Source organism: Brachybacterium sp. GPGPB12 (assembly GCF_038396325.1).
In the GTDB taxonomy this organism is placed as follows: Bacteria; Actinomycetota; Actinomycetes; order Actinomycetales; family Dermabacteraceae; genus Brachybacterium; species Brachybacterium conglomeratum.
This window is the reverse complement of sequence record NZ_CP149573.1, coordinates 1,786,620-1,811,711: the sequence shown is the minus strand read 5'-3', so window position 1 is coordinate 1,811,711 and position 25,092 is coordinate 1,786,620. Positions and strand designations below refer to the sequence as shown.

Below are 25,092 nucleotides of genomic sequence, written 5' to 3'. Positions count from 1 at the left end.
CCCCCGGCCCCTCAGACGTTGTGGACCAGCGGTCCCGCCGGCTCGCGCCAGCCGGCGAGCACCTCGAGCATCCGGACCATCCGCACCGTCTCCCGCACGTCGTGGACCCGCAGGATCCGGGCGCCCAGGCGGATCGTCCACGCGGCCGCGGCGAGGGAGCCGGCGAGCCGCTCCTCCTTCGGCAGGCCCAGCGACTCGCCCACGAAGTCCTTCCGCGAGAGCGCCGCGAGCGGCGGCAGGCCGAGCGCGGCGTACTCGCCCCAGTCCCGCGACACCTCGAGGGTCTGCTGCGTGTTCTTGTTGAGATCCGGGCCGGGGTCCAGCACGATCCGCTCCCGCGCGATGCCCGCCTCGAGCGCGCGCTCCAGGCGCGCGGCGAGGAAATCCCGCACCTCCTCGACCACGTCCTCGTAGCGGGGGCGGGGGAAGGGGCGGCGCGGCTCCGCGACCGAGTGCGTGAGCACGAGCGAGGCGCCGGCGCGGGCGACCTCGTCGGCCATCCGCGGATCGGACAGGCCCGTGGTGTCGTTGATCAGATCCGCCCCGACCTCGAGCGCGGCGCGGGCGACCGACGCGTGGAAGGTGTCCACCGAGAGCGACACCTCGCCCGGCGGCTCGCGGCGCGCCGTTCGATCACCGGGACCACCCGGGCGGCCTCCTCCGCAGGGTCCAGCGGGTCGCCGGGTGCGAACTTCACCCCGCCCACGTCGACGATGTCGGCGCCCTCCTCCGCGGCGCGGAGCCCCGCGGCCACCGCCTGCTCGAGCCGCCAGGTGCGCCCCTCGTCGAAGAAGGAGTCCTGCGTGCGGTTGACGATCCCCATCACCAGCACGCGCCGGGAGGTGTCGGGCAGGGGGCGCGGCGTCGGAGCGTCCAGCCCGGTCCCGGGCTCGGGGGATACAGTGGCGAGACGGCTCGGAGGACGGCCCGTCGGACCCTCGTCATGCACGGTGTTCATGGTCCGTTCCTCTGCTGTTCGGGCGGCCGTCCCACATCTTTGAGCGTCGCCTGACCTGCACTACGTTAAGACTGCACACGGTATTGCACCACCCGGCGCCCGTGCCCCACGGGATCCGGGGACCTGGACTATTGGAGGACTTGCCCCATGAAGATCGTCGTCGCCGGTGGAGATGGGTTCTGCGGCTGGCCCACCGCCCTGTACCTCTCGCAGAAGGGCCACGACGTGACGATCGTGGACAACCTGGTGCGACGCGAGATCGACGTGGAGCTCGGCTCGAACTCCGTCACCCCCATCCTCCCGCTCGAGGAGCGGGTAGCGGCGTGGAAGGAGGTCTCCGGCAAGGACATCGAGGTGCGCATCGCGGACCTCACCGACTACGACGCCGTCGCGTCGGTCTTCCAGGACCTCGAGCCCGAGGCCTTCGTGCACTTCGCCGAGCACCGCTCCGCCCCGTACTCGATGATCGACCGCGAGCACGCGATCGAGAACCACCGCAACAACGTCGAGGGCACCCTGAACGTGCTGTGGGCGATCAAGGACTTCGCCCCCGACTGCCACCTCGTCAAGCTCGGCACCATGGGCGAGTACGGCCAGCCGAACATCGACATCGAGGAGGGCTGGATCGAGATCGAGCACAAGGGCCGCAAGGACCGCCTGCCGTTCCCGAAGGCCCCCGGCTCCTTCTACCACCTCACCAAGGTGCACGACAGCGACAACATCATGTTCGCCTGCCGCATCTGGGGCATCCGCGCCACCGACCTCAACCAGGGCGTCGTCTACGGCCTCGAGACCGACGAGACCCGCCTGGACCCGCGCCTGGTGAACCGCTTCGACTACGACGCGGTGTTCGGCACGGCCCTGAACCGCTTCATCATCCAGGCCGCGATCGGTCACGACCTCACCGTCTACGGCAACGGCTCCCAGACCCGCGGCTACCTGGACATCCAGGACACCGTGCGCTGCATCGAGATCGCCTGCGAGAACCCCGCCGACCGTGGCGAGTTCCGCGTGTACAACCAGTTCACCGAGCAGTTCTCCGTCAAGGAGCTCGCCGAGAAGGTGCAGAAGGTCGGCGGCGACCTGGGCCTGGACGTGAAGATCGCCCCCACGGAGAACCCGCGCGTGGAGAAGTACGACCACTACTACAACGCGGTCAACACCAACCTCCTCGACCTCGGGCTGCGGCCGCACCTGCTCACCGACGAGCACCTCACCGAGGTGCTGAAGGTCGCGATGAACAACACCGATCGGGTCAAGCGCGAGCTGGTCATGCCCACCGTCACCTGGAAGTGAGCCCGCTTCCGTGAAGATCGCGATCGTCACGGAGACCTTCCTGCCCTCCGTCGACGGCGTGGTGACCCGCCTGCGCCACGCCGTCGAACGGTTCACCGACCTCGGCCACGAGGTCATGGTGATCGCCCCCGACCTCGGGGTCACCGAGCACCACGGGGCACGGGTGGTGGGCATCCGCCCGGTGACGCCGCCGTTCTACAAGCATCGGCGCTTCACCCTCCCCAGCCCCAACGTCGACGGCATCATCCGCGGCTTCCACCCGGACGTCGTCCACGCCGCGCGACCCCTGCTGCTCGCCTCCTCGGGAGCCTTCGCCGCACGCCGGCAGAGGATCCCGCTGGTCGCCAGCTATCACACCCACATCCCCCGCTATCTGGACCTCTACCGGGCCTGGACCTGGGGCAAGCCCGCGGTGTGGTGGCAGATCAGGCGCAACCACGCGATGGCCGACATCAACATCGCCACCTCCGAGACCATGAAGCAGGAGCTCGCGCAAGACGGGATCGAGGACCTCCACGTGGTGCGCCGCGGCGTGGACACCGAGACCTTCCACCCCGCCTTCGCGGACGAGGAGATGCGCTCGCGGCTCACCGGCGGGCACCCGGAGAAGAAGCTCCTGGTGTTCGTGGGCCGGCTCGCCGCGGAGAAGGAGATCCACACACTGCGCCCCATGATGGAGCGCCGCGACGACGTGGCCCTCGCGATCGTGGGTGACGGCCCCTACCGGGGCGAGCTCGAGGAGCTCTTCGCCGGCACGCGGACCACGTTCCCCGGCTTCATGGAGGGGAGGAGCTCGCGAGCGCCTTCGCGAGCTCCGACGCCTTCGTCTTCCCCTCGGTCACCGAGACCCTGGGACTGGTGATCCTCGAGGGCATGGCCTCCGGGTCGCCCGTGGTCGCCGCCCGCTCGGGGCCGACGATGGAGCAGGTCACCGACGGGGTCGACGGCCTGCTCTACGACTCCGGCGACCAGGCGAGCCTGGACGCGGCGCTCACCCGGCTCGGCGACGCGGAGTCGCGCGGGAGGATCCGGAAGGCGCCCGGGCCGAGGCGGAGAAGTTCTCCTGGGAGAACGCCTCCGACGACCTGCTGCGCTACTACCAGATGGCGATCGAGAAGCACGGACGGAGCCATGACTGAGGCGGCGGCGGGCGGGCGCGAGGAGCGCACCCGCGCCGTCCCCACCGCACCGCTGCCTCGCCTGGAGCCGGTGACGCTCCGTGGGCACGGGATCCGCCTCGAGCCCCTCGCCGAGGCGCACGTCCCGGGCCTGCAGGGCGTGGTCGCCGACGGGGAGATCCACCGCCTGCCGTTCGCCCCGCACGTGCCCGCGCCGGAGGCGGTCGAGGGCTCCGTCGCCCGCCTCACGGCCGACGTCGAGGCCGGCACCCGTCTCGCCTGGGCCGTCGTGCGGGAGGCGGACGAGCAGGTGGTGGGGCTGACCACCTTCATGAACCTCGCCCTCGCCGACCGCGGCCTCGAGATCGGCAACACCTATCTCGCCGGCTCCGTGCACCGCACCGGCGTGAACTCGGCCATGAAGCACCTGCTGCTCACCCATGCCTTCGACGAGCTCGAGATGCTGCGCGTCGAGTTCCGCGTGCACCACCTGAACCTCGCCTCGCGCCGCGCCGTCGAGGCCCTCGGCGCGCACAGGACGGGATCCTGCGATCGCACCGCATCCTGCCCGACGGCTCGGTGCGCCACACGGTGGTGTACTCGATCGTCGCGCCGGAGTGGCCGGGGGTCCGGGCGATGCTGGAGCAGCGGATCGGTCGCCGGCGCGAGGGCTGAGTCCGGGAAAAGCTCGTGACAGCACGGGTGGGCCGTGATCGGATGACAGGCATGGCCGCCGTGCAGATCACCCCCGTCGACCCCGCCGACCGTGAGGCGCCGCTGGCCTGGAACGCCCTGCTGCGCGACGGCTTCAACGCCGGGCGCGAGGCCGCCTGGTGGGCCGACGGCGAGTCCGTCCTCGCCCAACACCAGGACCCGAAGCCCGGGCGCACCAGCGTCTTCGCTCGTCGCGCGCCTCGACGGCACCCCCGTCGGCGCGGCCGGGGCCGAGGTCGATCCCGGGGACCCCGCTGAGGTCGAGATCTCCGTCGCCGCCGGCGCACCGTCGCCGCGGCGTGGGCCGCGCGCTCGCCGCCGCCGTCCGCGAGGCGCTCGCCGGACACGCCGAGGTCGTCCAGGCCGAGACCTACTCCGAGGCCGGGGTCGGCTTCGCCCTGGACCTGGGGATGCGGCTCGGGAACCAGGAGCATCGTCTGCCGCGCGCGATGCCGCTGGAACCGGGGCCCCTTGCCGGCGCCTCCCCGTCGTCCGGCATCGAGATCCGCACCTGGCACGGCGCCTGCCCCGAGGAGCTCGTGGAGGACTGGGCACGGCTGACTACGCAGATGGACGCCGACGTGCCCATGGGCGACCTCACCCGCCCCGCCTCCCGCGGCGAGGTCGAGGAGCCGCGCCGCAGCGAGCGGCGCGCATGGACGACCAGGGCTGGACCCTCGTGCGCGGCCTCGCGCGGCACGAAGGGGCCGCGGTCGGCTACACCGAGATCCTCGTGAACCGCCACGACCCCGAGATCCTCACCCAGGACGACACCCTCGTGGACCGCGCCCACCGCGGCCACGGCATCGGCCGGGCGCTCAAGCTCGCGAACCTCGAGAACTTGCGGCAGGTGCCTGAAGCCGCACAGGCGCGCTGGATCCAGACCTACACGGCGCTCGACAACGCGCCGATGCTCGCCCTGAACCGTGTGCTCGGCTTCCGCGAGGCGGACGTGCTGAGCATCCTCGAGGGGGAGCTGTCGGCGGTGTGAGCCCCGGCAGGCACCGCCACCGGGCCCTGTGGCGCAGGTCGCACCACGATGCCCCACGTGTCCCCTTCGCACCCCGACTATGACGGCTTATGACGCGATTCTGGCGTGCTCCCGACCCGCGCCGTCATAGTCGGAGTCATGACCAGCACCGCCACCGAGCCCGGCATGCGCACGGGCGGCACCGTCCCGGAGCCCGCGGCACCCGCCGCCCGGCGCGGCGCGCCCGACGGCGTGCGGCTGGACGGCGTGGCCCGCTCCTTCTACACCCCGCAGGGCCGTCACGACGTGCTGCGCGGCCTCGACCTCGAGCTCCGCTCCGGCGAGATCCTCGCCGTCGTCGGCCCCTCCGGCTGTGGGAAGTCGACCCTGCTGCGGCTCATCGCGGGCCTGGACCGGCCCAGCGCCGGTGCGCCGCACCGCCCCGCCGTCGAGGGCTTCAAGCAGTCCGTGCAGGAGGCTGGCGCGTCCACCAAGGACGGCAAGGGCATGTGGGCGGACTCCTCCTTCGAGGACCTCGTCCAGTACAACGACGGCTTCAAGACCCGTCTCATCGGCACGCCCGAGGAGCCGCCGACCGCATCATCGAGTACAAGAAGATCGGCGTGAACCTGCTGCTGACCTGCTACCTCCACTTCCAGGAGGAAGACGCCGCCTTCGGCCGGGACGTGATGCCGATCGTGCGCGAGAAGGAGAGGGACCTCGCCCGTGCCCACGGCACCGAGCTGAACACCGACATGCTGTCGATCGCCCCCGGCGTCTCCACCGAGGAGGCCGCGGCCGCGACCGCCGAGACCCTCCCGGCCGATCACCCCGCGAAGGTCGGTGTCGCTGCGTGAGCCAGGAGACCCTCGAGAGCCGGGCCCCGGCTCCGTGTTCGCCTTCGGCGTCCGGCCGACGGGGAGCACGCGAGCGCCGAGGACGAGGCGGCCGCCGCAATCGCCGAGGCCGGCGGGCGCGACGTGGTGATGGACCGCTGCGTGAAGATCGAGCACTCCCGCTTCCACGACGGGTCGCACCTGGCCGGGGTCAACACCGGCGAGATCACCTCCCGCAAGCGCCGGCTCAGCGCGCGGCGCTGAGCGTACGCTCGGAGATCAGGCGCGGGTCGGGGAGCACCCCGGCCCGCGTTCTGCTGTCCGGGGGCATGAGCCCCGGGGCCCGGCACCGCTCACCCCTCGACGCGGAGTCCCAGGTGCGCGGCGAGGAGGGGAGCGAGCGCGGTGACCTGTGCGGAATCGAGCGTCGCCCCCGCCAGCCCCTCGAGGTTCGCGATCGACCCCATCTCCAGCCCCCGCAGGTCCACGTCCTCGAGCCGCGCGTGGGGCAGGGCGACGGAGCCGGCGCGGCAGTTCACGAAGGCGACGCGGGAGGCGGTGACGGCGCCGAGGTCGAGCTCGTCGATCGTGCAGTCCTCGAAGAGCACGTCCTCCAGGGTCGAGGAGCGCAGGTTGATCCAGTCGAACTTGGTGCCGGTGATGCGGGTGGAGCGGATCTCGGCGTCGTAGACATCCAGCGCCCCGATCCGCGAGCCGACGAGCTCGACGTCGCGCCAGGTGGAGCGGGTCGCATCCAGCACCGGGGCGTTCAGGCGCTCGATCCGGGTCTCGAGCGACCGGGCGTGCTGGAGCACGGTGGTGTGCGCGGTGACGTCGAGCGGCTCGCACTCGGTGAAGGTCGCGCCGGTGAGGTCCGCCCCGGTGAGATCGGCGCCGACCAGGCGCAGGCCGTCGTGCCGGTCCCGGGCGCTCAGCTGCGCGGCATCCGCCTCCTCGAGGTCGGGCAGGACTAGGCGCTCGAGGACGGGCTTGCGGGTGGTGGTGCGACGGCGCATGGGGTCCTCGGATCGACGGCGGGCGGTCGCACTCGAGGGTACGGGGGAGACGGGCGACGGGATCGCCGGCGGCGGGGTCACCGGCGGCCGGGGCCCGAGCGACGGAGGAGACGCTCCGGCAGGATTCGAACCTGCGACCCACTCCTCATGAGGGAGCCGCTGCTCTACCGGGCTGAGCTACGAAGCGGTGGTGCGGCGGGTGCCGACGGGGTGTGACAGGACCAGCCTGCGGGACGCGACGGGCGGTGTCGAGCGCGCTGTCATCTGCCGTCGCATTCGGCGCGAAGAGTTCGCGACCGTTCCTCCGCAGAGGGTGGATATCCACATTTCCGGGGCGATTATTGCGTCATTCTGGGGAACGGGGTGTGGAGTTTTAGAGGTGACGTCGCGGTGTGCCGAGCACACCCTCTGCCTGCGCACATGTGTGACTCGGTGGGCGACTGCGCGCATGACTGTTCCTCCCCGGGTCAGGGTTATCCACATTCTTCTTGGGGTCTTTAAAATGTCGGTGGGAGTCGGAAGGATAGGGCCATGACTCTCGCAGTGCAGGACCTCGACGCGGTCGCTGGTGATCCCCACCAGCGGCTGGTCGACGCCGTGCGCGCGGGAGGTCCCGGAGCGCTCGCCGGGGAGCTCGGAGACCGCGCCCATGTGCTGAGCGCCCTCACCGGGTTCCCGCAGGAGCTGTTCACCGCCGCGGATCCGTCGGCCGAGGCGTTCCGTGACGTGATCGGCGACCTGCACGCCCTGCGCGGCGCGATCGACGCGCTCGAGACCCGCGCCGTGGTCGCGCTCGCCGATTCCCTCACCCTGCGCAGGCAGGCCGAGGCGCGTGCGCACGCCGCGCAGGAGTCGGGGAGGAGCCGCCGCCCGCACAGCTGCTGCGCGCGGCATCCCGTGAGGCGGCCCGCGAGGTCTCGATGCTCACCCGCCGTTCCCCGGCGTCCGCCTCCCGCTCGCTCGCTGCCCGTCGCCGGCTCGTCGCGGACATGCCGGTGATGCTCTCCGCCCTCGCGGACTCCCAGGTCACGACCGAGGACGCCTATCGCACCGCCCGCTCCTTCGCGCCGCTCACCCCCGCCCAGCGCCGCGAGGCGGACCGGCCGCTCGGGGAGCGCCTGCCCTACCTCGACGGCGCCGGCTCCGAGGAATGGTCCGACGCCTGCGCCGCCGCGATCTCCCTCGCCGACCCGGACGGCGAGGCCCGCCGCCACCAGCACGCGAAGCGCGAGCGGCACGTGACGGTGCGCCGCGGCGAGCACGGCATGGCCACGGTGACGGCGCACGTCACCGCGCTGGACGCCGCCCTGATCCGCAAGCGTCTCTCCCTCGAGGCCGAGCGCCTGCGCGGCGCCGGTGATCGCCGCGGGCACCAGGCCATCCAGGCCGACACCTTCGTGGACACCCTGATCGGGCGCAGCGAGAGCATGGAGCCGGTGACGCTGGACATCGGCGTGATCATCACCGACCACGTCTTGCTCGATCCCGGCACGGGCGACCTCGCCCAGATCGAGGGCTACGGCACCGTGCCCGCTGAGGCGGTGCGGGAGAGCCTGCGGGATCCGCTCGACGCGATCGCGGGCACGGACGAGGACCCGCTCGGCCCCGACGGTCCGGCACTTCGCGCCGTACTGCGCAGGCTGTACGAGCATCCGAAGGTCGAGGAGCTGGTCGCCGCCGAATCCCGGGCGCGGGCCTTCCCGCCCGCGCTCGCCCGCTTCATCCGCCTGCGCGACCGGACCTGTCGCGGCCCTCACTGCGCGCCCCGATCCGCCACATCGACCACATCCGGCCCCACGCCGCCGGCGGACCGACCTGCCTGGACAACGGGCAGGGAGCCTGCGCCTTCTGCAACGACAAGGAGCAGCAGCTGGCGAGCGTGGAACGGGTCGGGGACCCGGCGGTCGACGGGCACGTGGTGGAGTGGACGACCCGGCTCGGCACCACCCGACGCACCCGCTCGACACGGCTCAGCGCGGCAGAGGACGAGAGGCAGGATCCTCCGGCGTCGAGCGAGCCGGACGACGTCGATCCGCCGCCGCACGGCCCGCGTTGATGACGGCCGGCGGAGGATCAGGGCAGGTCGAAGGATGTCCAGCGCGTGCCGTCGAAGGCGAGGATCCCTTCTCTCGAGCTCAGGCTGAACAGCACGTCCTCCGCAGCGGACCAGACCATGCTGTCCACCGCGGACTCGGACTCGATCTCGTGCCGGGACTCCTCCCCGCTCTCCCGGTCCCACAGCAGCGGCTCCTCGTCGGCATGCGGCGCGACGCGGTGCCCTGGCCCCACCGCGAGATCCGCGAACCAGGTCGAGGTGGTCACGGGGCCCTCGACCACGGAGCCGTCCGTCCCGACCGCCATCAGCGCTCGCGGCTCGTCGGCGACCACGACCAGGGCGCCGTCCGCCGCATGGTCGAGCGCGAAGACGATCCCCGGCACGTCCTCGAGGACCTCCGTCCGCCGGCCCGTCGTCGGGTCCCAGAGCGTCGGAGGATTGTCCTCATCGCCTTCGCTGGAGGTCGAGGTGGCGCCGACGGCGAGGGAGGAGCCGTCAGGCGAGTAGCTGAGATCCCGGTTGTGCCGCGGTCCGGTCCGCAGGACGTGCCCGCCGCCGCAGGACTCCGGGTCCATGTCCCACAGACGCACGGTCCTGTCCGACCCCGAGGACGCCAGCCGCGTGCCGTCCGGGCTGAACGCGAGATCGAGGATCGCCGCGGTGTCGCCGCGCGGCGACTCGTGCCCGAACAGCGTGCGCTCGAGCGTCCCCTGGAGATCGACGATCGAGATCAGGCGGCCGTCGCCGATCGCCAGGCGGTCCCCATCCGGGTGCCAGGCGAGCCTGCCCAGCATCGGAGGATGGAACCGATGGATCACTGCCCCGGTCCCCGCATCCCACAGGACGATTCCCCTGGTCTCAGCGTTCTCAACGTCTTTCCGGCCGCGCATCTCGCAGGCCGCGAGCGTCGACCCGTCGGGGGAGATCGTGAGGGTCGAGGACATGAACAGGAGGGACTCGTCGAGCGGGGCGGGATCCACGATGACGCCCTCCGGCACCGTCTCGTACGCCTCCTCGGGGATCTCCTCGGAGGGGTCTATGCAGATGCCGGGACTCCGCGACCCGGGCAGCGGCGGGAGACCGCCCGAGCATCCTGCGAGCGCCAGGGCACCGGGGAGCGCGGTCGCGCCCAGCGGCAGGCGTCGGCGCGAGCAGTCCGTCATCGTCGATCCCTCTCCGTCCCCATGAGCATCAGCCCACGTGCGCCGTCGTCCGAGCGCGTGACCGGGCTGGTCATCGTGCCTCGATGCTAGGAGCGCTGCGCGGCGACGGCGATGGGGAGCGCTCCCCATGCCCGGCCTCGCCGGCGCGGCGCCCCGGCCCATCGGGACTCACGGCGGCTCGAACTGCCGCCACTGCGTCCCGTCCCACGCCGAGATCCCCTCCGACTCGCTCAGCGTGTACAGCGTCGCCTCGTCCGGCGACCAGCAGATCCTCTCCAGAAGCGACATCTCGAGCGTCTCCTGCTCGTCGCTGTCACGATCCCACAGCCGGAGGGTGCCCGATGCGCTGAGCACTGCGACCCGGGATCCCGTGCCGACGGCCAGATCCCTGAACCGTGCCGCGTCCACCGGCGGGCCCGTGCTCGTCGATCCGTCCGGCGCGTGCACGGCGAGCGAGGATGGGTCGTCAAGCACTTGGACCAGTGTGCCGTCCCCGCTGTACCCGAGCCCGAGCACCGTCCCCTCGACACCGTCGAGGACCTCCTCCCGCCGGCCGCTGTGCGGATCCCACAGCCCGGTCGGCCTCCCGCCCTCGTCGGCGTCCGTCAGCGCGACGCCGCCGACGGCGAGGCGGGCGCCGTCGGGCGAGAACGCCACGGTCCTCTGCCGGCGAGCTCCCGGGGCGAGGACCCGGGTGCCTGTGCGGCTGTCCGTGGAGGTCGAGTACAGCCGGACGGCGCCGTCGCTCGCCGAGGCCGCCAGCAGCGACCCGTCCGGGCTGTAGGCGACGTCGAGGATCCGCGCGGCAGTCCCGCGGGGATCCGCATTGCCCACGAGGTTCCGCAGCAGAGTGCCCCCGACGTCCACCTCCGCGACGTGGAGGGCGTCGCCGACCGCGAGGCGCGATCCGTTCGGGTGCCAGGCCAGCGGCCCGATGGCGTGAGGGTTCAGCCGGCGCACGATCTCCCCGGTGCTCGTGTCCCACAGCGGCACGCCGTGGGTGTCGGCGAGGTCGAGCTGGGACCGGTCCGGGGCCTCGCAGGCCGCGATGAGCGTGCCGTCGGGGGAGACGACCGGGGTCTGGATCTCGAAGTAGTGCTCCTCCGAGGGTGGCACGATCCGGGCTCGGGCGCCCCGCGGCCGGCGGGGCGGCTCCGGCTCGGGCACCTGCTCGTCCGGCCCGAGGCAGCTGCCCACCTCCGGGCCGCCCGCGCGCCGGGAAGCAGCGACGCGCCGCCGGCAGGGCCGCGGCGCCGAGCGACCAGCGGCGCCGCGGCGGCGCGAGCCTGTCACGGGAGAGGATCATGGCATCACGGCCTCGGAGGGGAGACGGGGAGCGGTCTCAGCACAGGGACGCTCACGAGATGACCGGGACGCCCGCATCGAGCTGGTACTGCCGGAGCTCCTCGAGAGTGATGTCCTCGGCGAACTCGTCGCCCTCGTCGAAGGCATCGTCCTCGAGCGGTCGCTCCCGGTACGCCTCGTACTCCTCGTTCCAGGCGTCCTTCTCCGACTGCGGGGCGTCCTCGGGAGGTCGCGGATCGGTGGGCCCGTCCTCGTAATCGCGATCGTTCTCGCGCCAGGCCTCGATCTCCTCCTGCGTGACGCCGTGCTCCTCCTCGATGCGCTCGTAGTCCTCTGCGTTGTCGTCCTCCCGCCAGAACTGCCATACCGGCGGACCATCGGTCTCCTCGACCCAGTTGTCCTGAGCCGCGTGGCGAGCCTCGTGCGCGACGGTGTTGAGCGAGTCGGGGTCGGAGACATGGTTCTCGTCGATCTGGATGTGCTCCCCGCGCAGGGGATGCCTGATGTCGAACTCGTACCAGAAGCCGAGGGCTCCGTCCTCCGACAGATCGTCGAAGAAGACGGGCACGTCGTCGACACCCTGACGCTCGAGCTCCTGGGCGGCGATCTCCCGGAGGACCCGCTTCTGCTCAGGCGGGTCCATCGCGGCCCAGGCGTCGGCGACCTCCTGGCTCACCTTCCCGTCCCCGCCGCCGCCGGCGCGGCGGCCACGTCCCGATGCAGTGCCTGAGGAGCCGGCCCCGCTCCCGCCGCTCTCACCGTCGCCGCGCTCGCCCTGCGAAGCGGTCTCCTCTCGCTCCGCCTCCTCATCGAGCAACGTCCCGGCGGCCTCGAGCGCGGTGCACTGCTCGCGCAGCGCCTGGGACGCGCCGCTGATCCAGTCCGCGCGGAAGCGCTCCGCGTCCGGCCCCCGCCAGATCGCCTCGCTCGCCCGCACGAGCACATCGAGCACGCCGTGCCGCTCCTCGAGACGCTCGCCGGCGGCCCGCAGACGCTCGGCGTGGGCCTCGCCCTGCGCGGTGTCCATGCCGATGAGCCCCATGGCCTCCCCCTTCGTCCCGTCCTGGGAACGACACTAGGGGAAAGCGGGAATCGTGGACATGGGGAGTCCTCCCCTGTGGACGGAGCTCAGTCCTCCGGGGCGTCTCGGGCCTCGTCCTCCTGCGCGGCGGCGGGCGGGGCGAGCCAGAGCGCGACCGGAACCACACCTCGCCGCCGTCCTCGAGAGTGTGGACGTCGAACTGCCCGCGCTCGTCGGAGACCTGCCGCTGGGCGGTCGGGCGCTGCGAGGAGGCGCGCAGGATGTCGTACTCGTCCTCGATGCGGAGCACTGAGCACGGCTCCTCCTCGGAGCCGCTGCCCGAGGCCGCGATGCTGTCGAGCGCGAGCCGGGAGAACTTCGCCTCGATGCGGCCGGCCTCGGCATCGCCCAGCTCGGTGAGCGCCTTCGCGAGGTAGCCGTGCGCCGACGGGCTCAGGAGCGCGCCGGGCATCCACGAGCGGATCAGGTCGGCGATCTCCTGGTGCTTCCCGTCGCGCAGCAGCGGGACCACCGCCCGGGAGACGGCGAGGAGGGGGTCGTAGCGGGGAGCCGCCATGATCCCGGCCTGCAGGTCGTGAAGACCCTCGGGCGTCGGGTCCAGGGCGTAGGCCTCGATGAGGTCGTTCAGGGACATCGTGTGTCCTTTCGCGGGTCGGAGGGGAGCTCTGTGGGCGTGGAGGTGGTCCGTGCTGGTCGACGCGTCGTCGTGGCATCGATGCTAGATCGGCGCTCGAGCGGCCTTGATCGGAACTCGCCTCGTGTGGACGAGGCGAGCGGTCCTCGGCCACGGTCATCCTGCGGGCTCAGCCGACGGACCTGCCCCGCTTCTTCACCGTTTCGCCACCGTCCCGGGAGAGCCTGATGGCAGGCTCGCTGCCATGAGCTTCTCCGTCGCTGCTCCGCCCGCTCCTCTTTGCACGGAGATCCCTCGTCATCGGCGTGCTCGGGACGGTCCTCGTGCTCGGCTACGCGCTGTTCGCCGCGCTCCAGATCCAGGTGCTCAATCCGCTGTCCACGGTGCCCGGGAGCGACCTGGGGAGATCCACGCCGCCGTCGGCCGCACCTCCGACTCCATGGGCTGGGGACTGATGATCGCCGCGCTCCTGCCCGGACCGCTGCTCGCCGCGTCGGCGGCACTCGCCGCCCGTCGCGGGCGGCTCTCCACGCGAGGCCTGCTCATGATCATGCTGGGGTTGCTCGCCCTGGGCACCCCGATCTATCTCGTCGCCTCGTTCCCCGCCGGGATGACCCTCGCCGACACGTTCGGAGTCGGCGGTGCGGACCACGCCCCGTGGGCGAGGATCCTCCACACGATCAGCCAGATCGCGGCACTGGCTCTCGCGGCCACGATCATCCATCGCGCGGCCACACGTCGGCCGCGGCCGGCACCGGTCAGGGCCTGACGTGCCGTGCGCCGGCGGCCCGGGGGCCGGCACCCGAGGCGCGCCGCCACCCACCTCGTCCTCGGTCCGGTCGGTGCGACGGGCCGCACCGCGTTCTCAGCCCTGCGCGGCCGCCTTCGCCGCCGCCGGCGGCACCGCCGCGATCCGGTCCAGGACCTCGTCGGTGTGGGCGGTGGAGACGAACCAGGCCTCGAAGGCGGAGGGCGGCAGGTACACCCCACCCTCGAGCATCGCGTGGAAGAAGCGGGTGAACGCCTCGGTGTCCTGCGCCTTCGCGTCCTCGTAGGTCGTGACGGGCTCGTCGCGGAAGAACACCGAGAACAGGGTGCCGGCGGTCTGGACCACGTGCGGGACGCCCTCGGCGGTCAGCGCGTCGGCGACCAGCCGCTGCGGCGTCCTCGAGGCCCGGCCGAGCGTCTCGTAGGCCGCTTCGTCGAGCCCGGCGAAGGTCGCGAGCCCCGCCGCGGTCGCGAGCGGATTCCCGGACAGGGTGCCGGCCTGGTAGACGGGGCCGGCCGGGGCGAGCAGGCCCATCAGGTCCTCGCGGCCGCCGAAGGCGCCGACCGGCAGGCCGCCGCCGATCACCTTGCCGAAGGTCATCAGGTCCGGCGCCCAATCCTCGCCGGTGCCGCGCGGCCCGTCGACCCCGTAGTGGCCCTCGGCGCTCGCGCGGAAGCCGGTGAGCACCTCGTCGCTGATCAGCGGCGCGCCCGCGGCGTGGGCGGTGTCGGCGAGGAAGCGGTTGAAGCCGACGCCGTCCTCGGCGAGCGGCGGGACGACGCCCATGTTCGCGGGCGCGGCCTCGGTGATGATCGCGGCGATCTCGCCGCCGCGCTCGGAGAACAGGGCCGCGACGGCCTCGCGGTCGCCGTAGGGCGCGACGACCGTGTCCTTCGCGGTCGCGGCGGTGACGCCGGCCGAGCCCGGCATGGCGAAGGTCGCGACCCCGCTGCCCGCCTCGGCCAGCGGCGCGTCCACGTGCCCGTGATAGCGACCGGCGAACTTCACCACCACGTCGCGGCCGGTCGCGGCGCGGGCCACGCGCGCGCGCGCTCATCGTCGCCTCGGTGCCGGAATTGACCAGGCGCAGGCTGCTCGACGGGGCCGATCCTGCGCACGACCTCCTCGGCCAGGGTGACCTCCCCGGCCTGCGGAGCGCCGAAGGACAGGCCCCGCCCGGCCGCCTCCCGCACCGCCTCGACCACACCGTCATGGGCGTGGCCGAGGATCATCGGACCCCAGGAGCCGACCAGGTCCACGTACTCGTTGCCGTCGGCGTCGGTGAGCGCGCGCCCTTCGCGCTGGTGAGGAACGGGGGCGTGCCGCCGACGGAGCCGAAGGCGCGCACGGGCGAGTTCACCCCGGAGGGGATGACGCGGCGGGCGCGGTCGAAGAGATCGGCGGAGAGCGTGGTCGTGGGGGTCATGCGAGGCTCCTTCTCGGGAGGGGCGGGGGACGACGGGCGATGATGCGCCGCCGGGCCGCGGCACGGCGGGCGCGCCGACGGGCGCGGGCCGGGTCGCGGCTCAGGTGAACTCGCGCAGGTGCGGGGGCAGGCCCTGCTGGAACCAGCCCGCGACCTCGCTCGCGTAGTAGGTCAGGACGCTCGAGGCGCCGGCGCGGCGGAAGGCCAGCAGCGACTCGAGCACGGTGCGGTCGCGGTCGATCCAGCCGTTCGCCGCGGCCGCCTCGATCATCGCGTACTCGCCGGAGACCTGGTAGGCGCCGACAGGGACGGGGGAGGCGGCGGCGACGTCCTTCAGCACGTCGAGATAGGGCAGGCCGGGCTTGACCATGACGAGGTCCGCGCCTTCGGCGACGTCGAGCTCCAGCTCGCGCGGCGCCTCGCGGCCGTTGGCGGGATCCTGCTGGTAGGTGCGGCGATCGCCCTGCAGGGACGAGTCCACGGCCTCGCGGAACGGGCCGTAGAAGGCGGAGGCGTACTTCGCGGTGTAGGCGAAGAGCGCGGTCTCGAGATGACCTGCGGCATCGAGCGCGTCGCGGATCGCGGCGATCTGGCCGTCCATCATCCCCGACGGGCCCAGCAGGTGCGCGCCGGCCTCGGCCTGCGCGAGGGCCATCTCGCGGTAGCGCAGGAGCGTCGCGTCGTTGTCGACCCGGCCGTCGGCGTCGAGCACGCCGCAGTGGCCGTGGTCGGTGAACTCGTCCAGGCACAGGTCGGCCATGATCACGGTCTGATCGCCGAGCTCGGCGCGCAGGCGGGCCAGCGCCCGGTTGAGGATCCCGTCCGGGTCGGTGGCGCCGGATCCGACGGCGTCCTTGTGCTCGGGCACGCCGAAGAGCATCACACCGCCGACGCCGCGCTCGGCCGCCTCGGTCGCGGCGCGGACCAGGGAGTCCATCGTGTCTTGCTCGACGCCGGGCATCGAGGTCACGGGCTTGTTCTCGCTCGCGCCCTCGCGCACGAACATCGGCGGCACGAGGTCGGCGGGGCGGAGGGCATGCTCCCGCACCAGGGAGCGCATCGCGGCGCTGCTGCGCAGGCGGCGGGGGCGGTCGATCGGTCCGGGGAGGGTCGGCTGGGTCATCGGGTCTCCTTCGATCGGGGGTGCGTGGGGTGTGACGGGTCCGCCGCGTCGAGCGCCTCGAGGACGGCCGCGACGAGCGCCTCGTCGGTCGGGGCGGCGGCCTGGCGGACGGGGCCGAGGCCGGCGGCGCGGACGGCCTCGGCGGTCGGGTCGCCGATGGCGATCACCGCGGTGGCGGGGTGCACGCCGAGCTCGGCCGCACGTCGGGCGATCATCGGGCTGGTCAGCACGACCGCCGCGTACCGCCCGGCGGCCAGGGACTCCGCGACCGCCGGGGGCGGGTCGACGGGCTCGGGACGATAGGCCTCGACCTCCACCACCTCGTAGCCGGCCGCACGCGCCCCTCGGGGACGGTGCGGGAGGCGGCGGCCGAGGCGGGCAGCGAGCACTCGATCGCCCGGGGCGGCGGGCGGCATCGCGGCGACGAGCGCCGCACCGGAGCCGTCGGCCACGGCGGTGGGGGAGAGGCCCGCCTCCCGCAGGGTCTGGGCGGTGCCCCCTCCGACGGCGATGATCGCCGTCACGGAAGGGGCCTCCGCCCCGGCGAGGACCTCGGCGGCGGTGCGGGAGGTGACCACGAGATGCGTGAACGCGCCCGCGGCGAGCCGCGCGAGGGCGGCCTCGAGCTCCTCGCCGCCGCTCGGGACGAGGCGGGTCAGCGGGGCGTGCTCGGCCGCGAGGCCCTCCGCCTCGAGCAGGCTCGCGAGACGCTCCCCCGCCCCGCCGGGCGCGTGATCAGCACGGGCCCGGCGGCGCGGGGCGGGGCGGAGGCCATCTCTGCGGAGGGCATCAGGCGCGGACCTCCGCGAGGATCTCGCCGGCGCCGCGGGAGAGCAGGTCCGCGGCGAGCTCCCGGCCGAGCTCGACCGGGATCGAGCCCGGCCCGGAGAGCGCATCGGCGGCGAGGTCCAGGTCCACCCGGGCCTCGCCCTCGACGACATGCGTCCCGTCGGGACGGATCGCGAGGGCGCGCAGGCGCAGGACCTGCGCGGCGGAGGGATCCATGCCCGGCTCCAGCTCCGCGTACGCGGCGACCGGGGCGGAGCGACCCGCCTCGAGCGCCCGCAGCAGGGACCGCTCCGCCGTGACCGCGGCGCGGGTGGTCGCGTCGTCGACCGCCGCGAGACGCTCGGCGAACCAGGGCGCCTGCGCGAGCGCGGCGGTGGTCGCCTCGACCGCGAGCGCGCCCTGGGCGGGGGCCGGAAGCATGACCTCGACGGGCAGCGCTCGCTGATCACGGCCTCCCTGCCCACGCGGAGCGACCCCGAGGCGGCGAGCACCACGGCATGGAGGTCCGCCTCCATCCCGAGCGCCCGGTTCAGCCGGGTCTCGACATTGCCGCGGATCCCCACGACCTCGAGATCGGGCCGCGCCCGCAGCGAGCGCCGCGCGCCGCGGCGCGGGGAGCCGGTGCCCACCCGCGCCCCGGCCGGGAGCCGCGCGAGGGTCATCCCGTCACGAGCGCACAGGGCATCGCGCGGGTCCTCCCGCTCCGGCGTGCAGACCAGCGTGATCTCGTCCAGCGGCGCGGTGGGCAGATCCTTCCAGGAATGGACCACCACGTCGACCTCGCCGTCCAGCAGGGCCTGTCGCACGGCGGTGACGAACACGCCGGTGCCGCCGATCTGGGCGAGGGGGCTGATGCGGTCGCGGTCGCCATGAGTGCTCACGTGCACCAGATCGACCTCGTGCCCGGTGCCCTCCACGACCGCGGCGCCGACGTGCCCGGACTGGGTCAGCGCGAGATCGGAGGCGCGGGTGCCGATCCGCGGCGGGGACGCGGTCACGAGAGGGATCCTGTGCCCGCCTGGCCGTCGCCGGCCGTGGCGCGGCGCTCGGCCCGGGCCCGCTCGACGTCCGACGCGGAGTCCACCGCGCTGGTGGTGGGACGGCAGATGCGTCCTGCGCAGCAGTTCACCCCGCACACGTCCGGGGTGCCCCCGAAATCCGTGACCACCCGTCGCGGGAAGGACTCGTCCAGCCGTTCCTGGACGAGATCCGCGAGGGCGGCGATGAAGCGGGGATCCTCCCCGGAGGTGGCGACGCGGCGGAAGGCGAGGCCCTTCTCCTCGGCGGTCTCCTTCGCCTCGGTGTCCAGGTCCCACACGACCTCCACATGGTCGGTGACGAAGCCGATGGGGACGACGACGACCGCGTCGGCGGAGTCCTCCTCGGCGATCCGCGCGATGACGTCGTTGACGTCCGGCTCGAGCCACGGGATGTGCGGCGCCCCGGAGCGGGACTGGTAGACGAGCCGCCAGTCGGGAAGCTCGGGGGCGTCGTCGTGCGGCTGGTCCATCACCCACCGGCAGGCGGCGAGATCTTGCTCGACGTACCATCCGCCGGAGCCCTCGACCCGCGTCTCCTCCGGCCCGGAGGCCTCGGCCATCGCCGTGGGCACCGAGTGGGTGGAGAAGAGCACCGCGATGCGCTCGCTGTCGTGGCCCTCGGAGGCGAGGCTCGCCAGGGCGGCCTCGACACCGTCGACCACCGGCGCGAGGAACCCGGGGTGGTTGAAGTAGACGCGGACCTTGTCGATGGTGACCTCACCGGCCAGACCCGTCTCCTCGAGCACCATGCCGAAGTCCTCCCGGTACTGCCGGCAGGAGGAGTACGAGGAGTACGCGCTGGTGACGAGGCCGAGTGCGTGGCGGTGGCCGTCGGCGTGCAGAGCGCGCACCGCCTCGGCGTTGTAGGGCGCCCAGTTGCGGTTTCCGAAGTAGATCGGCAGATCCAGGTCGCGGCGTGCGAGCTCCTCCTCGAGCGCGGCGATCATCGCCTCGTTCTGCTCGGTGATCGGGTCGCGTCCGCCGAGAGCGCGGTAGTGGCCCGCGACCTCCTCCAGCCGTTCGTCGGGGATCCCGCGCCCGCGGGTGACGTTGCGCAGGAAGGGGATGACGTCCTCCTGCCCGTCGGGGCCGCCGAAGGAGGAGAACAGGATCGCGTCGAAGGGACGGGCCTCGCCGCGCCGCGCATGGGTGGGGGAGTCGGGGGCCGCGCGCGGGGCGCGGGCATCTGCGTGGTGGTGTCGGTCATGGTGTGGTCCTCGGTGAAGGTCGTGCGGGCAGGGAGGCGTCCGGGATCAGGCCAGGAGCGCGGCGACGTCCTCGAGGTCCTCGAGGCGGCGGCCGGTGTGGAAGGGGAGCTCGTCGCGCACGTGCAGGCGCGCATCGGAGTAGCGCAGGTGGCGCATCATGTCGACGAGGTCGTGCAGATCGTCGGCTTCGAAGGAGAGCGACCACTCATAGTCGCCGAGCGCGAAGGCCGCGACGGTGTTGGCGTTGACCTGCGGGTAGTCGCGGCCCAGCAGGCCGTGCTCGCGCGCCATGCGGTTGCGCTCCTCGTCGGGCGCGCAGGTACCACTCGTAGCTGCGCACGAAGGGGTACACGGTGATCCACTGCTTCCGCTCGAAGCTCGGGACCATGAACGAGGGGACGTGGCCCTTGGCGAACTCGGCCATGCGGTGCACGCCGACCGACGCCCACTCGCGGTGCGACCAGGTGCCGACCAGGGAGCGCTCGAACTCGCGCAGGCCGCGCTGCGCCGCCTCGGGGTCCTCGGCGGCGAGCCACAGCATCAGGTCGTCCTCGGCGCGGAAGCCGGAGACGTCGTAGAAGCCGAGGATCTCGACTCCTCCATCGCTGGCAGACTCGATCAGCGGGATCGTCTGGGCGAGCGCCTCGGCGACCTGGGCGGCGGTGAACTCGCCGTCCTCGGTCAGGCCCGAGAGGCGGCGGAACACGGTGTAGCTCGTGTACCGGGTGGTCTGCGCGATCTCCTCGGGGGTCGAGGCGGCGGCGTCGTTCATCGTGGGGTTCCTTCCGTGGGAGCGGTGGGAGAGATCGGGGTGGTCTGCGGGGCCTGCGCAGCGGGCGGCGAGGGCGTCGTCGGCGCGGACGATCGCGTCGAGGCCGGTGCCGGCCCGCCAGGAGCCGACGAGCTCGAGGTCGTCCCGCGCCTCGAGCAGACTCGCGAGCGCGTCGAGGGCGGCGCGGTGGCCGGGCCGGGGCCGGCGCATCGCCCGGTCCCAGTCGATCACGGCCCAGTCCGCGAGCCGGGAGCGGGTGAGCGGGGTGCCGAGGATCGCGGAGGCGTCGGCGAGGGCGAGGTCGACGATCTCCTCCCGCCCCGGCGGCTGTTCGCCGGGACGGCCGTAGGAGAGGCGCACCAGGTGCGGGGAGGCGGCGGACGGGAGGGCTTCGCGCGCCGCGCGCTCGACGTGCTCCCACTTGGCGCTCGCATGGGTGAGGGCCTTCGCGCGGATACCCGGGGTGCCCGGCGCGACCAGCGCCCCGGTCCCCGAGGGATGGGAGTCCAGGGCGGGGGCGTCCAGCACCAGGGCGACCAGCCGCACCGCGGCCGATGGCGTCTCCGGGATCGCCTCGGCGATCTCCGGCGCGGCCACGGCGAGCAGGGCGCGGGCGGTGTCGGGAGGGCAGGCCAGCACGAGGCGGTCGGCCTCGAGCCGCTCACCGCGGGCGGTACGGACCCGCCACGGCTCGCCCTCGCGGTCCAGGCCCGTGACCTCCACGCCGGTGCGCACGATCCCGCCTGCGGCGAGCGGCTCCTCGCTCAGCGCCGCGGGAAGGGCCGCCATGGTCGGGGCGAGGGCGTGCACACGGGTCCCGGCGCTCGCGCCGGTCGTGCGGCCGGCGCCGCCCCGTCGTCCCCCGCCGCGCAGGCGGCGCACGGTCCGCACCAGCGAGCCGTGCTCGAAGAGGCCCGTCGCGAGCCGCGGGGAGGCGGCGGCGAGCTCGAGCTCGGCCGGATCGGCGGAGTGCACCCCGCCGACGATCGGGGCGACGAGCCGCTCGAGCACCCGTCGGCCCATCCGGCGTCCCACCGTCTCGGCGACGGTCGCCCCGGGCCGTGCGCCGACGCGGGCGGGCGACGAGGGGCTCGAGCGCCGCGCGCGGCGCCCCCGGCCAGCCGAGCACCGCGCGGACGTCGGCGGCGAGCGGTCGGCCGGGCACCCCGAGCAGGGCGCCGGCCGGGGCGCGGTGCACCCCGGCGGCGGAGACGATCCGGTCGCCGAGCCCCTCGCGCGGGGAGACGACCCGATCTGCGAGCCCGAGCTGAGCGACCAGCGCGTCGACCGCGCCGGAGGCGGTCGAGTACGCCTCCGCGCCCGCGTTCAGGGCGAGGTCGCCGGCGCCCGGGAGGGCGAGCTCCGCGACCGCGCCGCCGAGGCGGTCCTCGGCCTCGAGCGACACCACGCGGTGTCCCGCGCGCTGGTGGCGTCGGGCGGCGAGCGACCCCGCGAGGCCGCCGCCGACGACGAGGATCCGGGCGCTCATGCCTCGGGCGCCTCCGCGGCGCGCGCGACGCGCTGGGAGTGGAGGAAGGCGACCAGATCGGTGAGGACCTGCGGGTCCGTGTCCGGCGGGACGCCGTGGCCGAGGTTCACCACGTGCCCGGCCGCCGCGGCGCCCGCCTCGAGCACGCCGCGCGCCTCCGCGAAGCGCGCCTCCTCCGAGGTGAACAGGACCGCGGGGTCGATGTTGCCCTGCACCGGGGTGTCGGCGGGGAGTACCTCCAGCGCCCGGTCCAGGCGCAGGCGGTGGTCCACGCCCATCGCGGTCGCGCCGGCGCCGAGCATCGGCGGCAGCAGGTGCGCGGCCCCGACGCCGAAGTGGAGCCGCGGCACCGGCAGGTCCGCGACGTGGGCGAGCGCGGCCGCGGAATGAGCCTGGACGTGCTCGAGGTACTGCTCCTGCCCGAGCGCTCCCACCCAGGAGTCGAACAGGCGCACCGCGGAGGCGCCCGCGAGGACCTGGGCCCGCAGGAAGCGGCCCGACAGCTCCGCGACCCAGGTCGCCAGGCGCTCCCACAGGTCCGGGCGCGAGCGCATCAGCGCGCGGGTGCGCAGGTGGTCACGGCTGGGACCGCCCTCGACCATGTAGCTCGCGACGGTGAAGGGGGCGCCGGCGAAGCCGATCAGGGGCGTGGTCCCGAGCTCCGCCACGGTCAGACGCGCCGCCTCGCGGATCGGGGCGAGCGCCTCCTCGTAGTCGTCGCCGAGCGGGGGCGGCGCCTCGATGTCGGCCTCGGTGCGCACGGGATGGTCGAAGACCGGGCCGACGCCCGAGCGGATCTCGACGCCGAGGCCGGCGAGGCGTGCGGGGACGACGATGTCCGAGAAGAAGATCCCGGCGTCCACGCCGTGGCGGCGCACGGGCTGGAGCGTGATCTCCGCGGCCATGTCGGGGCGGACGCAGGAGTCGAGCATCGTGGTGCCCTCCCGCGGCGCCCGGTACTCGGGCAGCGAGCGGCCGGCCTGACGCATGAACCACACGCTCGGTGTGTCACTCCTCACACCGCGCAGCTCCTGCGGCAGTGAGGCGTCGGCCACGCCGCCGTCGACGGCGCAGCGGCGCGCGGGATGCTCCTCGGGGAGCGATCCGGGGCCCGCCAGGGGGTGCGCGGAAGGGGTCTCGGCAAGGGGTGCGGCGGCGGTGGCGAGCCCGGGGCCTGCGGCGTTCCCAGATGCTGACAGGTGTCGCGATCGATCTGACGCACCGTCGGCAAAAAGGGGCTCTGACATGGGGTTCTGGTTCATGACGCCCCCATTGTGCACACGTTCGCGCGCGGCGTCGCCAGACAGGTCCTCCGGGGGTGGAGCGACGGGCGGACGTGCCTAGACTGAGGATCATGCTCGCTGCTCTCCGTGCCTCCCACGAGCATCTCGACCTCGAGATGCTCGACGCCCTGACCCGGGGTGCGGAGTCCCTGCCCGAGGCGCTCGAGGAGCCGCAGGCCGAGCGCGCCGAGGCCGTCGGCGCCCCGCCCGTCGTCTCCGGAGCGGTGGTGCTCAGCACCTGCAACCGGCTCGAGGTCTACCTCGACACCGAGCGCTTCCACGAGGGCGTCGAGCTCGTGATCGACGCGGTCTCCCGTACCAGCGGCCTGGACCGCGAGGTGGTCTCCCTCTGCTTCGACGCCGCGATGGACGCCCCCGTCCCGCGGCACCTGTTCGAGGTCACCTCGGGGCTGCGGTCGATCGTGATGGGCGAGGCCGAGATCTCCGGCCAGGTGAAGCAGGCCTACGAGGCCGCGCGCCGCGCCGGTCGCACCACCTCGATGCTCCACGACCTCTTCCAGCACGGCTTCCGCTGCGCCAAGAGCGTCGCCACCCAGGCCCCCGTCGGCGCCGCGGGTCGCTCCGGCGCGTCCGTCGCGCTGGACCGCGCCGGGATGCGGCTCGGCGGCTTCGAGGGCCGCGACGTGCTGATCGTCGGCACCGGCGCCTACGCCCGGCTGGGGCTGTCGGAGCTGGCGCGCCGCGGCGTCTCCCGGATGCAGGTCTTCTCGCCGTCCGGGCGGGCGGCGGGCTTCGCCGAGCGCCACGGCGCGGAGGCCGTCGAGGCCGAGGGGCTCGAGCGGGCGGCGCGCGAGGCCGACCTGGTGCTGGCCGCCTCCGGCCGCGGCACCTCGCTGTTCCCCGAGCTGTTCCTGAACGCGGGCCGCACCGTCGTGCTCGACCTCGCGCCGCACTCCGACCTCCACCCCCTCGTGCGCCACCTCAAGGGCATCACCGTGCTGGGGCTGGAGGACCTGCGCCGGGAGGACCCGGACGGCGAGGACCCGGCGCTGGTGACCGCCCGCGGCATCATCGCCGAGAACGTCGAGGCCTTCCGTCAGCAGCAGGAGGTGCGCCGCATCGACCCGGCGATGGCCGCCCTGCGCCGCGAGGTGTTCGACGCGGCCGACGGGGAGATCGACCGCCTGCGCCGCGACGTCTCCGGGGAGACTGCCGACCAGCTCGAGCGCTCGGTGCGCCGCATCCTCGCCAGGGTCATGCACCAGCCCGCCGAGCGGGCCCGGCACCTGGCCGAGACCGGCTTCGCCGACGAGTACGTCTCCGCCTTCCACACGATCTTCGGGATCGACATCTCCGCCGCGCAGGGCGCCGAGGACTCGCCGGTGCCGGCGGCGCCCGGCGCCGCCGAGCCCGTGCCGGCCGGCTGGATGCGCGTGGACCGCACGGTCCCGCCCGGCCCCGCCGACCTCGCGGGCCTGGCGGGAGCGGCCGCCCTCGCCGTCGGCGGCCGGCCCACCGGCGCGGAGCTCGCCCGGCGGACCCTGCGCGGCAGGGGCGCGCCCGGCCGGGCACGACACCGAGGGCTGAGCCTCCCGGGGCCTGGACCGCAGCGCGTCGTTCAGCCCCGGGAGCGCCTCCACCAGCGGCGACGGCGCGCGGGCTCCTCCTGCGGCGGCGCGGACTCCGCGGACTCCGCGGACGGCTCCAGCTCCTGCGCCGGCTCGGGCGCTCGAGCTCCTCGGGGTCGATCCGCAGGCCGTCCTCGTCGACCCACACGTCGGTCCAGCCGACGTCGGACTCGTCCCGGGGCACGAAGGGGCGACGGCCCGGCAGGAGCTCCTCGACCTCGGCCGCCGTCGGCTCCTGCGGGACGCGGACCTCCTCGCCGCGGTGCGGCACCGGGCAGGTCCAGAAGAACGGGCACCCCGGACAGCCGGCGGTCTCCTCGTCGGGAGCCGCCTCGCGCCGCATCGCGACGGTGTCGATCTGCTGCGGCATGCGCAGACGCGAGTCGTAGGGGTTGATCTCCATCTCGTGGTCAGCCTACTGCCGCTCGGGGCGGTCGTCCGCCGGGCCCGGCCCCGGGGCAGTCGCCCGTAGGATCGGGGCCGAGGTCCCGCCCCA

Annotated in this window: 23 protein-coding genes, 1 tRNA gene and 7 pseudogenes; 14 read left to right on the top strand and 17 right to left on the bottom strand. The window is 73.7% G+C overall.

Annotated features, from left to right (window positions below; genetic code table 11):
* Window positions 1–11: 11 nt before the first annotated feature.
* A complete protein-coding gene (gene folP, locus WKH84_RS10570) occupies window positions 12–590 on the bottom strand; it encodes a dihydropteroate synthase (protein WP_341856593.1) in 579 nt (192 codons plus the stop codon).
* On the bottom strand, window positions 533–958 hold the full coding sequence (locus tag WKH84_RS10565) for a dihydropteroate synthase (RefSeq protein WP_341856592.1): 426 nt from the start codon (window positions 956–958) through the stop codon (window positions 533–535). Before WKH84_RS10565 ends, folP begins: the two co-directional genes overlap by 58 nt.
* Window positions 959–1,105: 147 nt before the next feature.
* Between WKH84_RS10565 and WKH84_RS10560 the strand changes: the two genes are divergently transcribed.
* The 10 genes and pseudogenes from WKH84_RS10560 to WKH84_RS10515 form a co-directional block, all read left to right on the top strand.
* Complete coding sequence (locus tag WKH84_RS10560; RefSeq protein ID WP_341856591.1) at window positions 1,106–2,254, top strand: NAD-dependent epimerase/dehydratase family protein; 1,149 nt, start codon at window positions 1,106–1,108, stop codon at window positions 2,252–2,254.
* Between the two features lie 10 nt (window positions 2,255–2,264).
* Window positions 2,265–3,116 (top strand): glycosyltransferase, encoded by an 852-nt coding sequence (locus tag WKH84_RS10555; protein WP_341856590.1) that lies wholly within the window; start codon window positions 2,265–2,267, stop codon window positions 3,114–3,116.
* Window positions 3,086–3,202: pseudogene (locus WKH84_RS10550) on the top strand (glycosyltransferase); the annotation flags it as partial. The gene WKH84_RS10555 and the pseudogene WKH84_RS10550, both read left to right, overlap by 31 nt.
* Before the next feature lie 183 nt (window positions 3,203–3,385).
* A complete protein-coding gene (locus tag WKH84_RS10545; RefSeq protein WP_341856850.1) occupies window positions 3,386–4,066 on the top strand; it encodes a GNAT family N-acetyltransferase in 681 nt (226 codons plus the stop codon).
* Window positions 4,067–4,098: 32 nt separating this feature from the next.
* On the top strand, window positions 4,099–4,344 hold the full coding sequence (locus WKH84_RS10540; RefSeq protein WP_341856589.1) for a hypothetical protein: 246 nt from the start codon (window positions 4,099–4,101) through the stop codon (window positions 4,342–4,344).
* A 41-nt stretch (window positions 4,345–4,385) separates the two neighbouring features.
* Window positions 4,386–4,823 carry a hypothetical protein gene (locus WKH84_RS10535; RefSeq protein ID WP_341856588.1) on the top strand — a complete coding sequence of 146 codons (438 nt, stop codon included), beginning with the start codon at window positions 4,386–4,388 and terminating at the stop codon, window positions 4,821–4,823.
* On the top strand, window positions 4,742–5,077 hold the full coding sequence (locus tag WKH84_RS10530; RefSeq protein ID WP_341856587.1) for a GNAT family N-acetyltransferase: 336 nt from the start codon (window positions 4,742–4,744) through the stop codon (window positions 5,075–5,077). Before WKH84_RS10535 ends, WKH84_RS10530 begins: the two co-directional genes overlap by 82 nt.
* Window positions 5,078–5,215: 138 nt before the next feature.
* A pseudogene (locus WKH84_RS10525) lies at window positions 5,216–5,476 on the top strand (ATP-binding cassette domain-containing protein); the annotation flags it as partial.
* A gap of 15 nt (window positions 5,477–5,491) precedes the next feature.
* Window positions 5,492–5,913: pseudogene (locus tag WKH84_RS10520) on the top strand (dimethyl sulfone monooxygenase SfnG); the annotation flags it as partial.
* Window positions 5,914–5,988: 75 nt separating this feature from the next.
* A pseudogene (locus tag WKH84_RS10515) lies at window positions 5,989–6,156 on the top strand (CoA-binding protein); the annotation flags it as partial.
* Between the two features lie 89 nt (window positions 6,157–6,245).
* On the opposite strand, the gene WKH84_RS10510 reads toward WKH84_RS10515, so the two are convergent.
* Both WKH84_RS10510 and WKH84_RS10505 read right to left on the bottom strand, forming a co-directional pair.
* On the bottom strand, window positions 6,246–6,908 hold the full coding sequence (locus WKH84_RS10510; protein ID WP_341856586.1) for a pentapeptide repeat-containing protein: 663 nt from the start codon (window positions 6,906–6,908) through the stop codon (window positions 6,246–6,248).
* Window positions 6,909–7,018: 110 nt separating this feature from the next.
* Window positions 7,019–7,095, bottom strand: a tRNA-Met gene (locus tag WKH84_RS10505).
* A 344-nt stretch (window positions 7,096–7,439) separates the two neighbouring features.
* Between WKH84_RS10505 and WKH84_RS10500 the strand changes: the two genes are divergently transcribed.
* Both WKH84_RS10500 and WKH84_RS10495 read left to right on the top strand, forming a co-directional pair.
* Window positions 7,440–7,907: a hypothetical protein gene (locus tag WKH84_RS10500; RefSeq protein WP_341856585.1), complete on the top strand. Its 468-nt coding sequence runs from the start codon at window positions 7,440–7,442 to the stop codon at window positions 7,905–7,907.
* A 682-nt stretch (window positions 7,908–8,589) separates the two neighbouring features.
* Window positions 8,590–8,964 carry an HNH endonuclease signature motif containing protein gene (locus WKH84_RS10495; RefSeq protein ID WP_341856849.1) on the top strand — a complete coding sequence of 125 codons (375 nt, stop codon included), beginning with the start codon at window positions 8,590–8,592 and terminating at the stop codon, window positions 8,962–8,964.
* 17 nt (window positions 8,965–8,981) lie between these two features.
* Here WKH84_RS10495 and WKH84_RS10490 read toward each other — a convergent pair whose 3' ends face one another.
* The 3 genes from WKH84_RS10490 to WKH84_RS10480 all read right to left on the bottom strand — a co-directional run bounded on the left by WKH84_RS10490 (window position 8,982) and on the right by WKH84_RS10480 (window position 12,384).
* Window positions 8,982–10,127: a hypothetical protein gene (locus tag WKH84_RS10490; protein WP_341856584.1), complete on the bottom strand. Its 1,146-nt coding sequence runs from the start codon at window positions 10,125–10,127 to the stop codon at window positions 8,982–8,984.
* Between the two features lie 168 nt (window positions 10,128–10,295).
* Window positions 10,296–11,324 (bottom strand): WD40 repeat domain-containing protein, encoded by a 1,029-nt coding sequence (locus tag WKH84_RS10485; RefSeq protein WP_341856583.1) that lies wholly within the window; start codon window positions 11,322–11,324, stop codon window positions 10,296–10,298.
* Window positions 11,325–11,484: 160 nt separating this feature from the next.
* The gene (locus WKH84_RS10480; RefSeq protein ID WP_341856582.1) at window positions 11,485–12,384 is read right to left on the bottom strand and encodes a hypothetical protein; all 900 of its coding nucleotides are present in this window, start codon (window positions 12,382–12,384) and stop codon (window positions 11,485–11,487) included.
* A gap of 968 nt (window positions 12,385–13,352) precedes the next feature.
* On the opposite strand from WKH84_RS10480, the gene WKH84_RS10475 reads away from it, so the two are divergent.
* Entirely contained in the window at window positions 13,353–13,877 is a 525-nt protein-coding gene (locus tag WKH84_RS10475) for a hypothetical protein (RefSeq protein WP_341856581.1), read from the top strand.
* 96 nt (window positions 13,878–13,973) lie between these two features.
* Here the strand turns inward: WKH84_RS10475 and WKH84_RS10470 are convergent.
* The 10 genes and pseudogenes from WKH84_RS10470 to hemE all read right to left on the bottom strand — a co-directional run bounded on the left by WKH84_RS10470 (window position 13,974) and on the right by hemE (window position 22,779).
* A pseudogene (locus WKH84_RS10470) lies at window positions 13,974–15,303 on the bottom strand (glutamate-1-semialdehyde 2,1-aminomutase).
* Window positions 15,304–15,403: 100 nt separating this feature from the next.
* Entirely contained in the window at window positions 15,404–16,426 is a 1,023-nt protein-coding gene (gene hemB / locus WKH84_RS10465; protein ID WP_341856580.1) for a porphobilinogen synthase, read from the bottom strand.
* Entirely contained in the window at window positions 16,423–17,322 is a 900-nt protein-coding gene (locus tag WKH84_RS10460; RefSeq protein WP_341856848.1) for a uroporphyrinogen-III synthase, read from the bottom strand. Before WKH84_RS10460 ends, hemB begins: the two co-directional genes overlap by 4 nt.
* On the bottom strand, window positions 17,216–17,635 hold the full coding sequence (locus WKH84_RS10455; RefSeq protein WP_341856847.1) for a hypothetical protein: 420 nt from the start codon (window positions 17,633–17,635) through the stop codon (window positions 17,216–17,218). Before WKH84_RS10455 ends, WKH84_RS10460 begins: the two co-directional genes overlap by 107 nt.
* A gap of 59 nt (window positions 17,636–17,694) precedes the next feature.
* A pseudogene (gene hemC, locus WKH84_RS10450) lies at window positions 17,695–18,213 on the bottom strand (hydroxymethylbilane synthase); the annotation flags it as partial.
* A complete protein-coding gene (locus WKH84_RS10445; RefSeq protein ID WP_341856846.1) occupies window positions 18,210–19,364 on the bottom strand; it encodes a ferrochelatase in 1,155 nt (384 codons plus the stop codon). The gene WKH84_RS10445 and the pseudogene hemC, both read right to left, overlap by 4 nt.
* Before the next feature lie 144 nt (window positions 19,365–19,508).
* Window positions 19,509–19,754, bottom strand: coding sequence for a chlorite dismutase family protein (locus tag WKH84_RS10440; RefSeq protein WP_341856579.1), 246 nt, complete (start codon window positions 19,752–19,754; stop codon window positions 19,509–19,511).
* On the bottom strand, window positions 19,669–21,258 hold the full coding sequence (locus tag WKH84_RS10435) for a chlorite dismutase family protein (RefSeq protein ID WP_341856578.1): 1,590 nt from the start codon (window positions 21,256–21,258) through the stop codon (window positions 19,669–19,671). The genes WKH84_RS10440 and WKH84_RS10435 overlap by 86 nt, the downstream gene beginning before the upstream one ends.
* Window positions 21,259–21,376: 118 nt before the next feature.
* A pseudogene (locus tag WKH84_RS10430) lies at window positions 21,377–21,724 on the bottom strand (NAD(P)-binding protein); the annotation flags it as partial.
* Complete coding sequence (gene hemE / locus WKH84_RS10425; RefSeq protein ID WP_341856577.1) at window positions 21,721–22,779, bottom strand: uroporphyrinogen decarboxylase; 1,059 nt, start codon at window positions 22,777–22,779, stop codon at window positions 21,721–21,723. The gene hemE and the pseudogene WKH84_RS10430, both read right to left, overlap by 4 nt.
* Window positions 22,780–23,078: 299 nt before the next feature.
* On the opposite strand from hemE, the gene WKH84_RS10420 reads away from it, so the two are divergent.
* Window positions 23,079–24,992, top strand: a complete 1,914-nt coding sequence (locus tag WKH84_RS10420) for a glutamyl-tRNA reductase (RefSeq protein ID WP_341856576.1) — start codon at window positions 23,079–23,081, stop codon at window positions 24,990–24,992.
* The last annotated feature ends 100 nt before the right edge of the window (window positions 24,993–25,092 follow it).

What these genes read in the sequence shown, in the direction of transcription:
- WKH84_RS10565 (WP_341856592.1), bottom strand. Translation starts at nt 958, where the DNA reads ATGAACACCGTGCATGACGAGGGTCCGACGGGCCGTCCTCCGAGCCGT.
- WKH84_RS10560 (WP_341856591.1), top strand. Translation starts at nt 1,106, where the DNA reads ATGAAGATCGTCGTCGCCGGTGGAGATGGGTTCTGCGGCTGGCCCACC.
- WKH84_RS10545 (WP_341856850.1), top strand. Translation starts at nt 3,386, where the DNA reads ATGACTGAGGCGGCGGCGGGCGGGCGCGAGGAGCGCACCCGCGCCGTC.
- WKH84_RS10540 (WP_341856589.1), top strand. Translation starts at nt 4,099, where the DNA reads ATGGCCGCCGTGCAGATCACCCCCGTCGACCCCGCCGACCGTGAGGCG.
- WKH84_RS10530 (WP_341856587.1), top strand. Translation starts at nt 4,742, where the DNA reads ATGGACGACCAGGGCTGGACCCTCGTGCGCGGCCTCGCGCGGCACGAA.
- WKH84_RS10510 (WP_341856586.1), bottom strand. Translation starts at nt 6,908, where the DNA reads ATGCGCCGTCGCACCACCACCCGCAAGCCCGTCCTCGAGCGCCTAGTC.
- WKH84_RS10500 (WP_341856585.1), top strand. Translation starts at nt 7,440, where the DNA reads ATGACTCTCGCAGTGCAGGACCTCGACGCGGTCGCTGGTGATCCCCAC.
- WKH84_RS10490 (WP_341856584.1), bottom strand. Translation starts at nt 10,127, where the DNA reads ATGACGGACTGCTCGCGCCGACGCCTGCCGCTGGGCGCGACCGCGCTC.
- WKH84_RS10475 (WP_341856581.1), top strand. Translation starts at nt 13,353, where the DNA reads ATGAGCTTCTCCGTCGCTGCTCCGCCCGCTCCTCTTTGCACGGAGATC.
- hemB (WP_341856580.1), bottom strand. Translation starts at nt 16,426, where the DNA reads ATGACCCAGCCGACCCTCCCCGGACCGATCGACCGCCCCCGCCGCCTG.
- WKH84_RS10460 (WP_341856848.1), bottom strand. Translation starts at nt 17,322, where the DNA reads ATGCGCTCTCCGGGCCGGGCTCGATCCCGGTCGAGCTCGGCCGGGAGC.
- WKH84_RS10455 (WP_341856847.1), bottom strand. Translation starts at nt 17,635, where the DNA reads ATGCTTCCGGCCCCCGCCCAGGGCGCGCTCGCGGTCGAGGCGACCACC.
- WKH84_RS10440 (WP_341856579.1), bottom strand. Translation starts at nt 19,754, where the DNA reads ATGGCGCGCGAGCACGGCCTGCTGGGCCGCGACTACCCGCAGGTCAAC.
- WKH84_RS10435 (WP_341856578.1), bottom strand. Translation starts at nt 21,258, where the DNA reads ATGGGCCGACGGGTGCTCGAGCGGCTCGTCGCCCCGATCGTCGGCGGG.
- WKH84_RS10420 (WP_341856576.1), top strand. Translation starts at nt 23,079, where the DNA reads ATGCTCGCTGCTCTCCGTGCCTCCCACGAGCATCTCGACCTCGAGATG.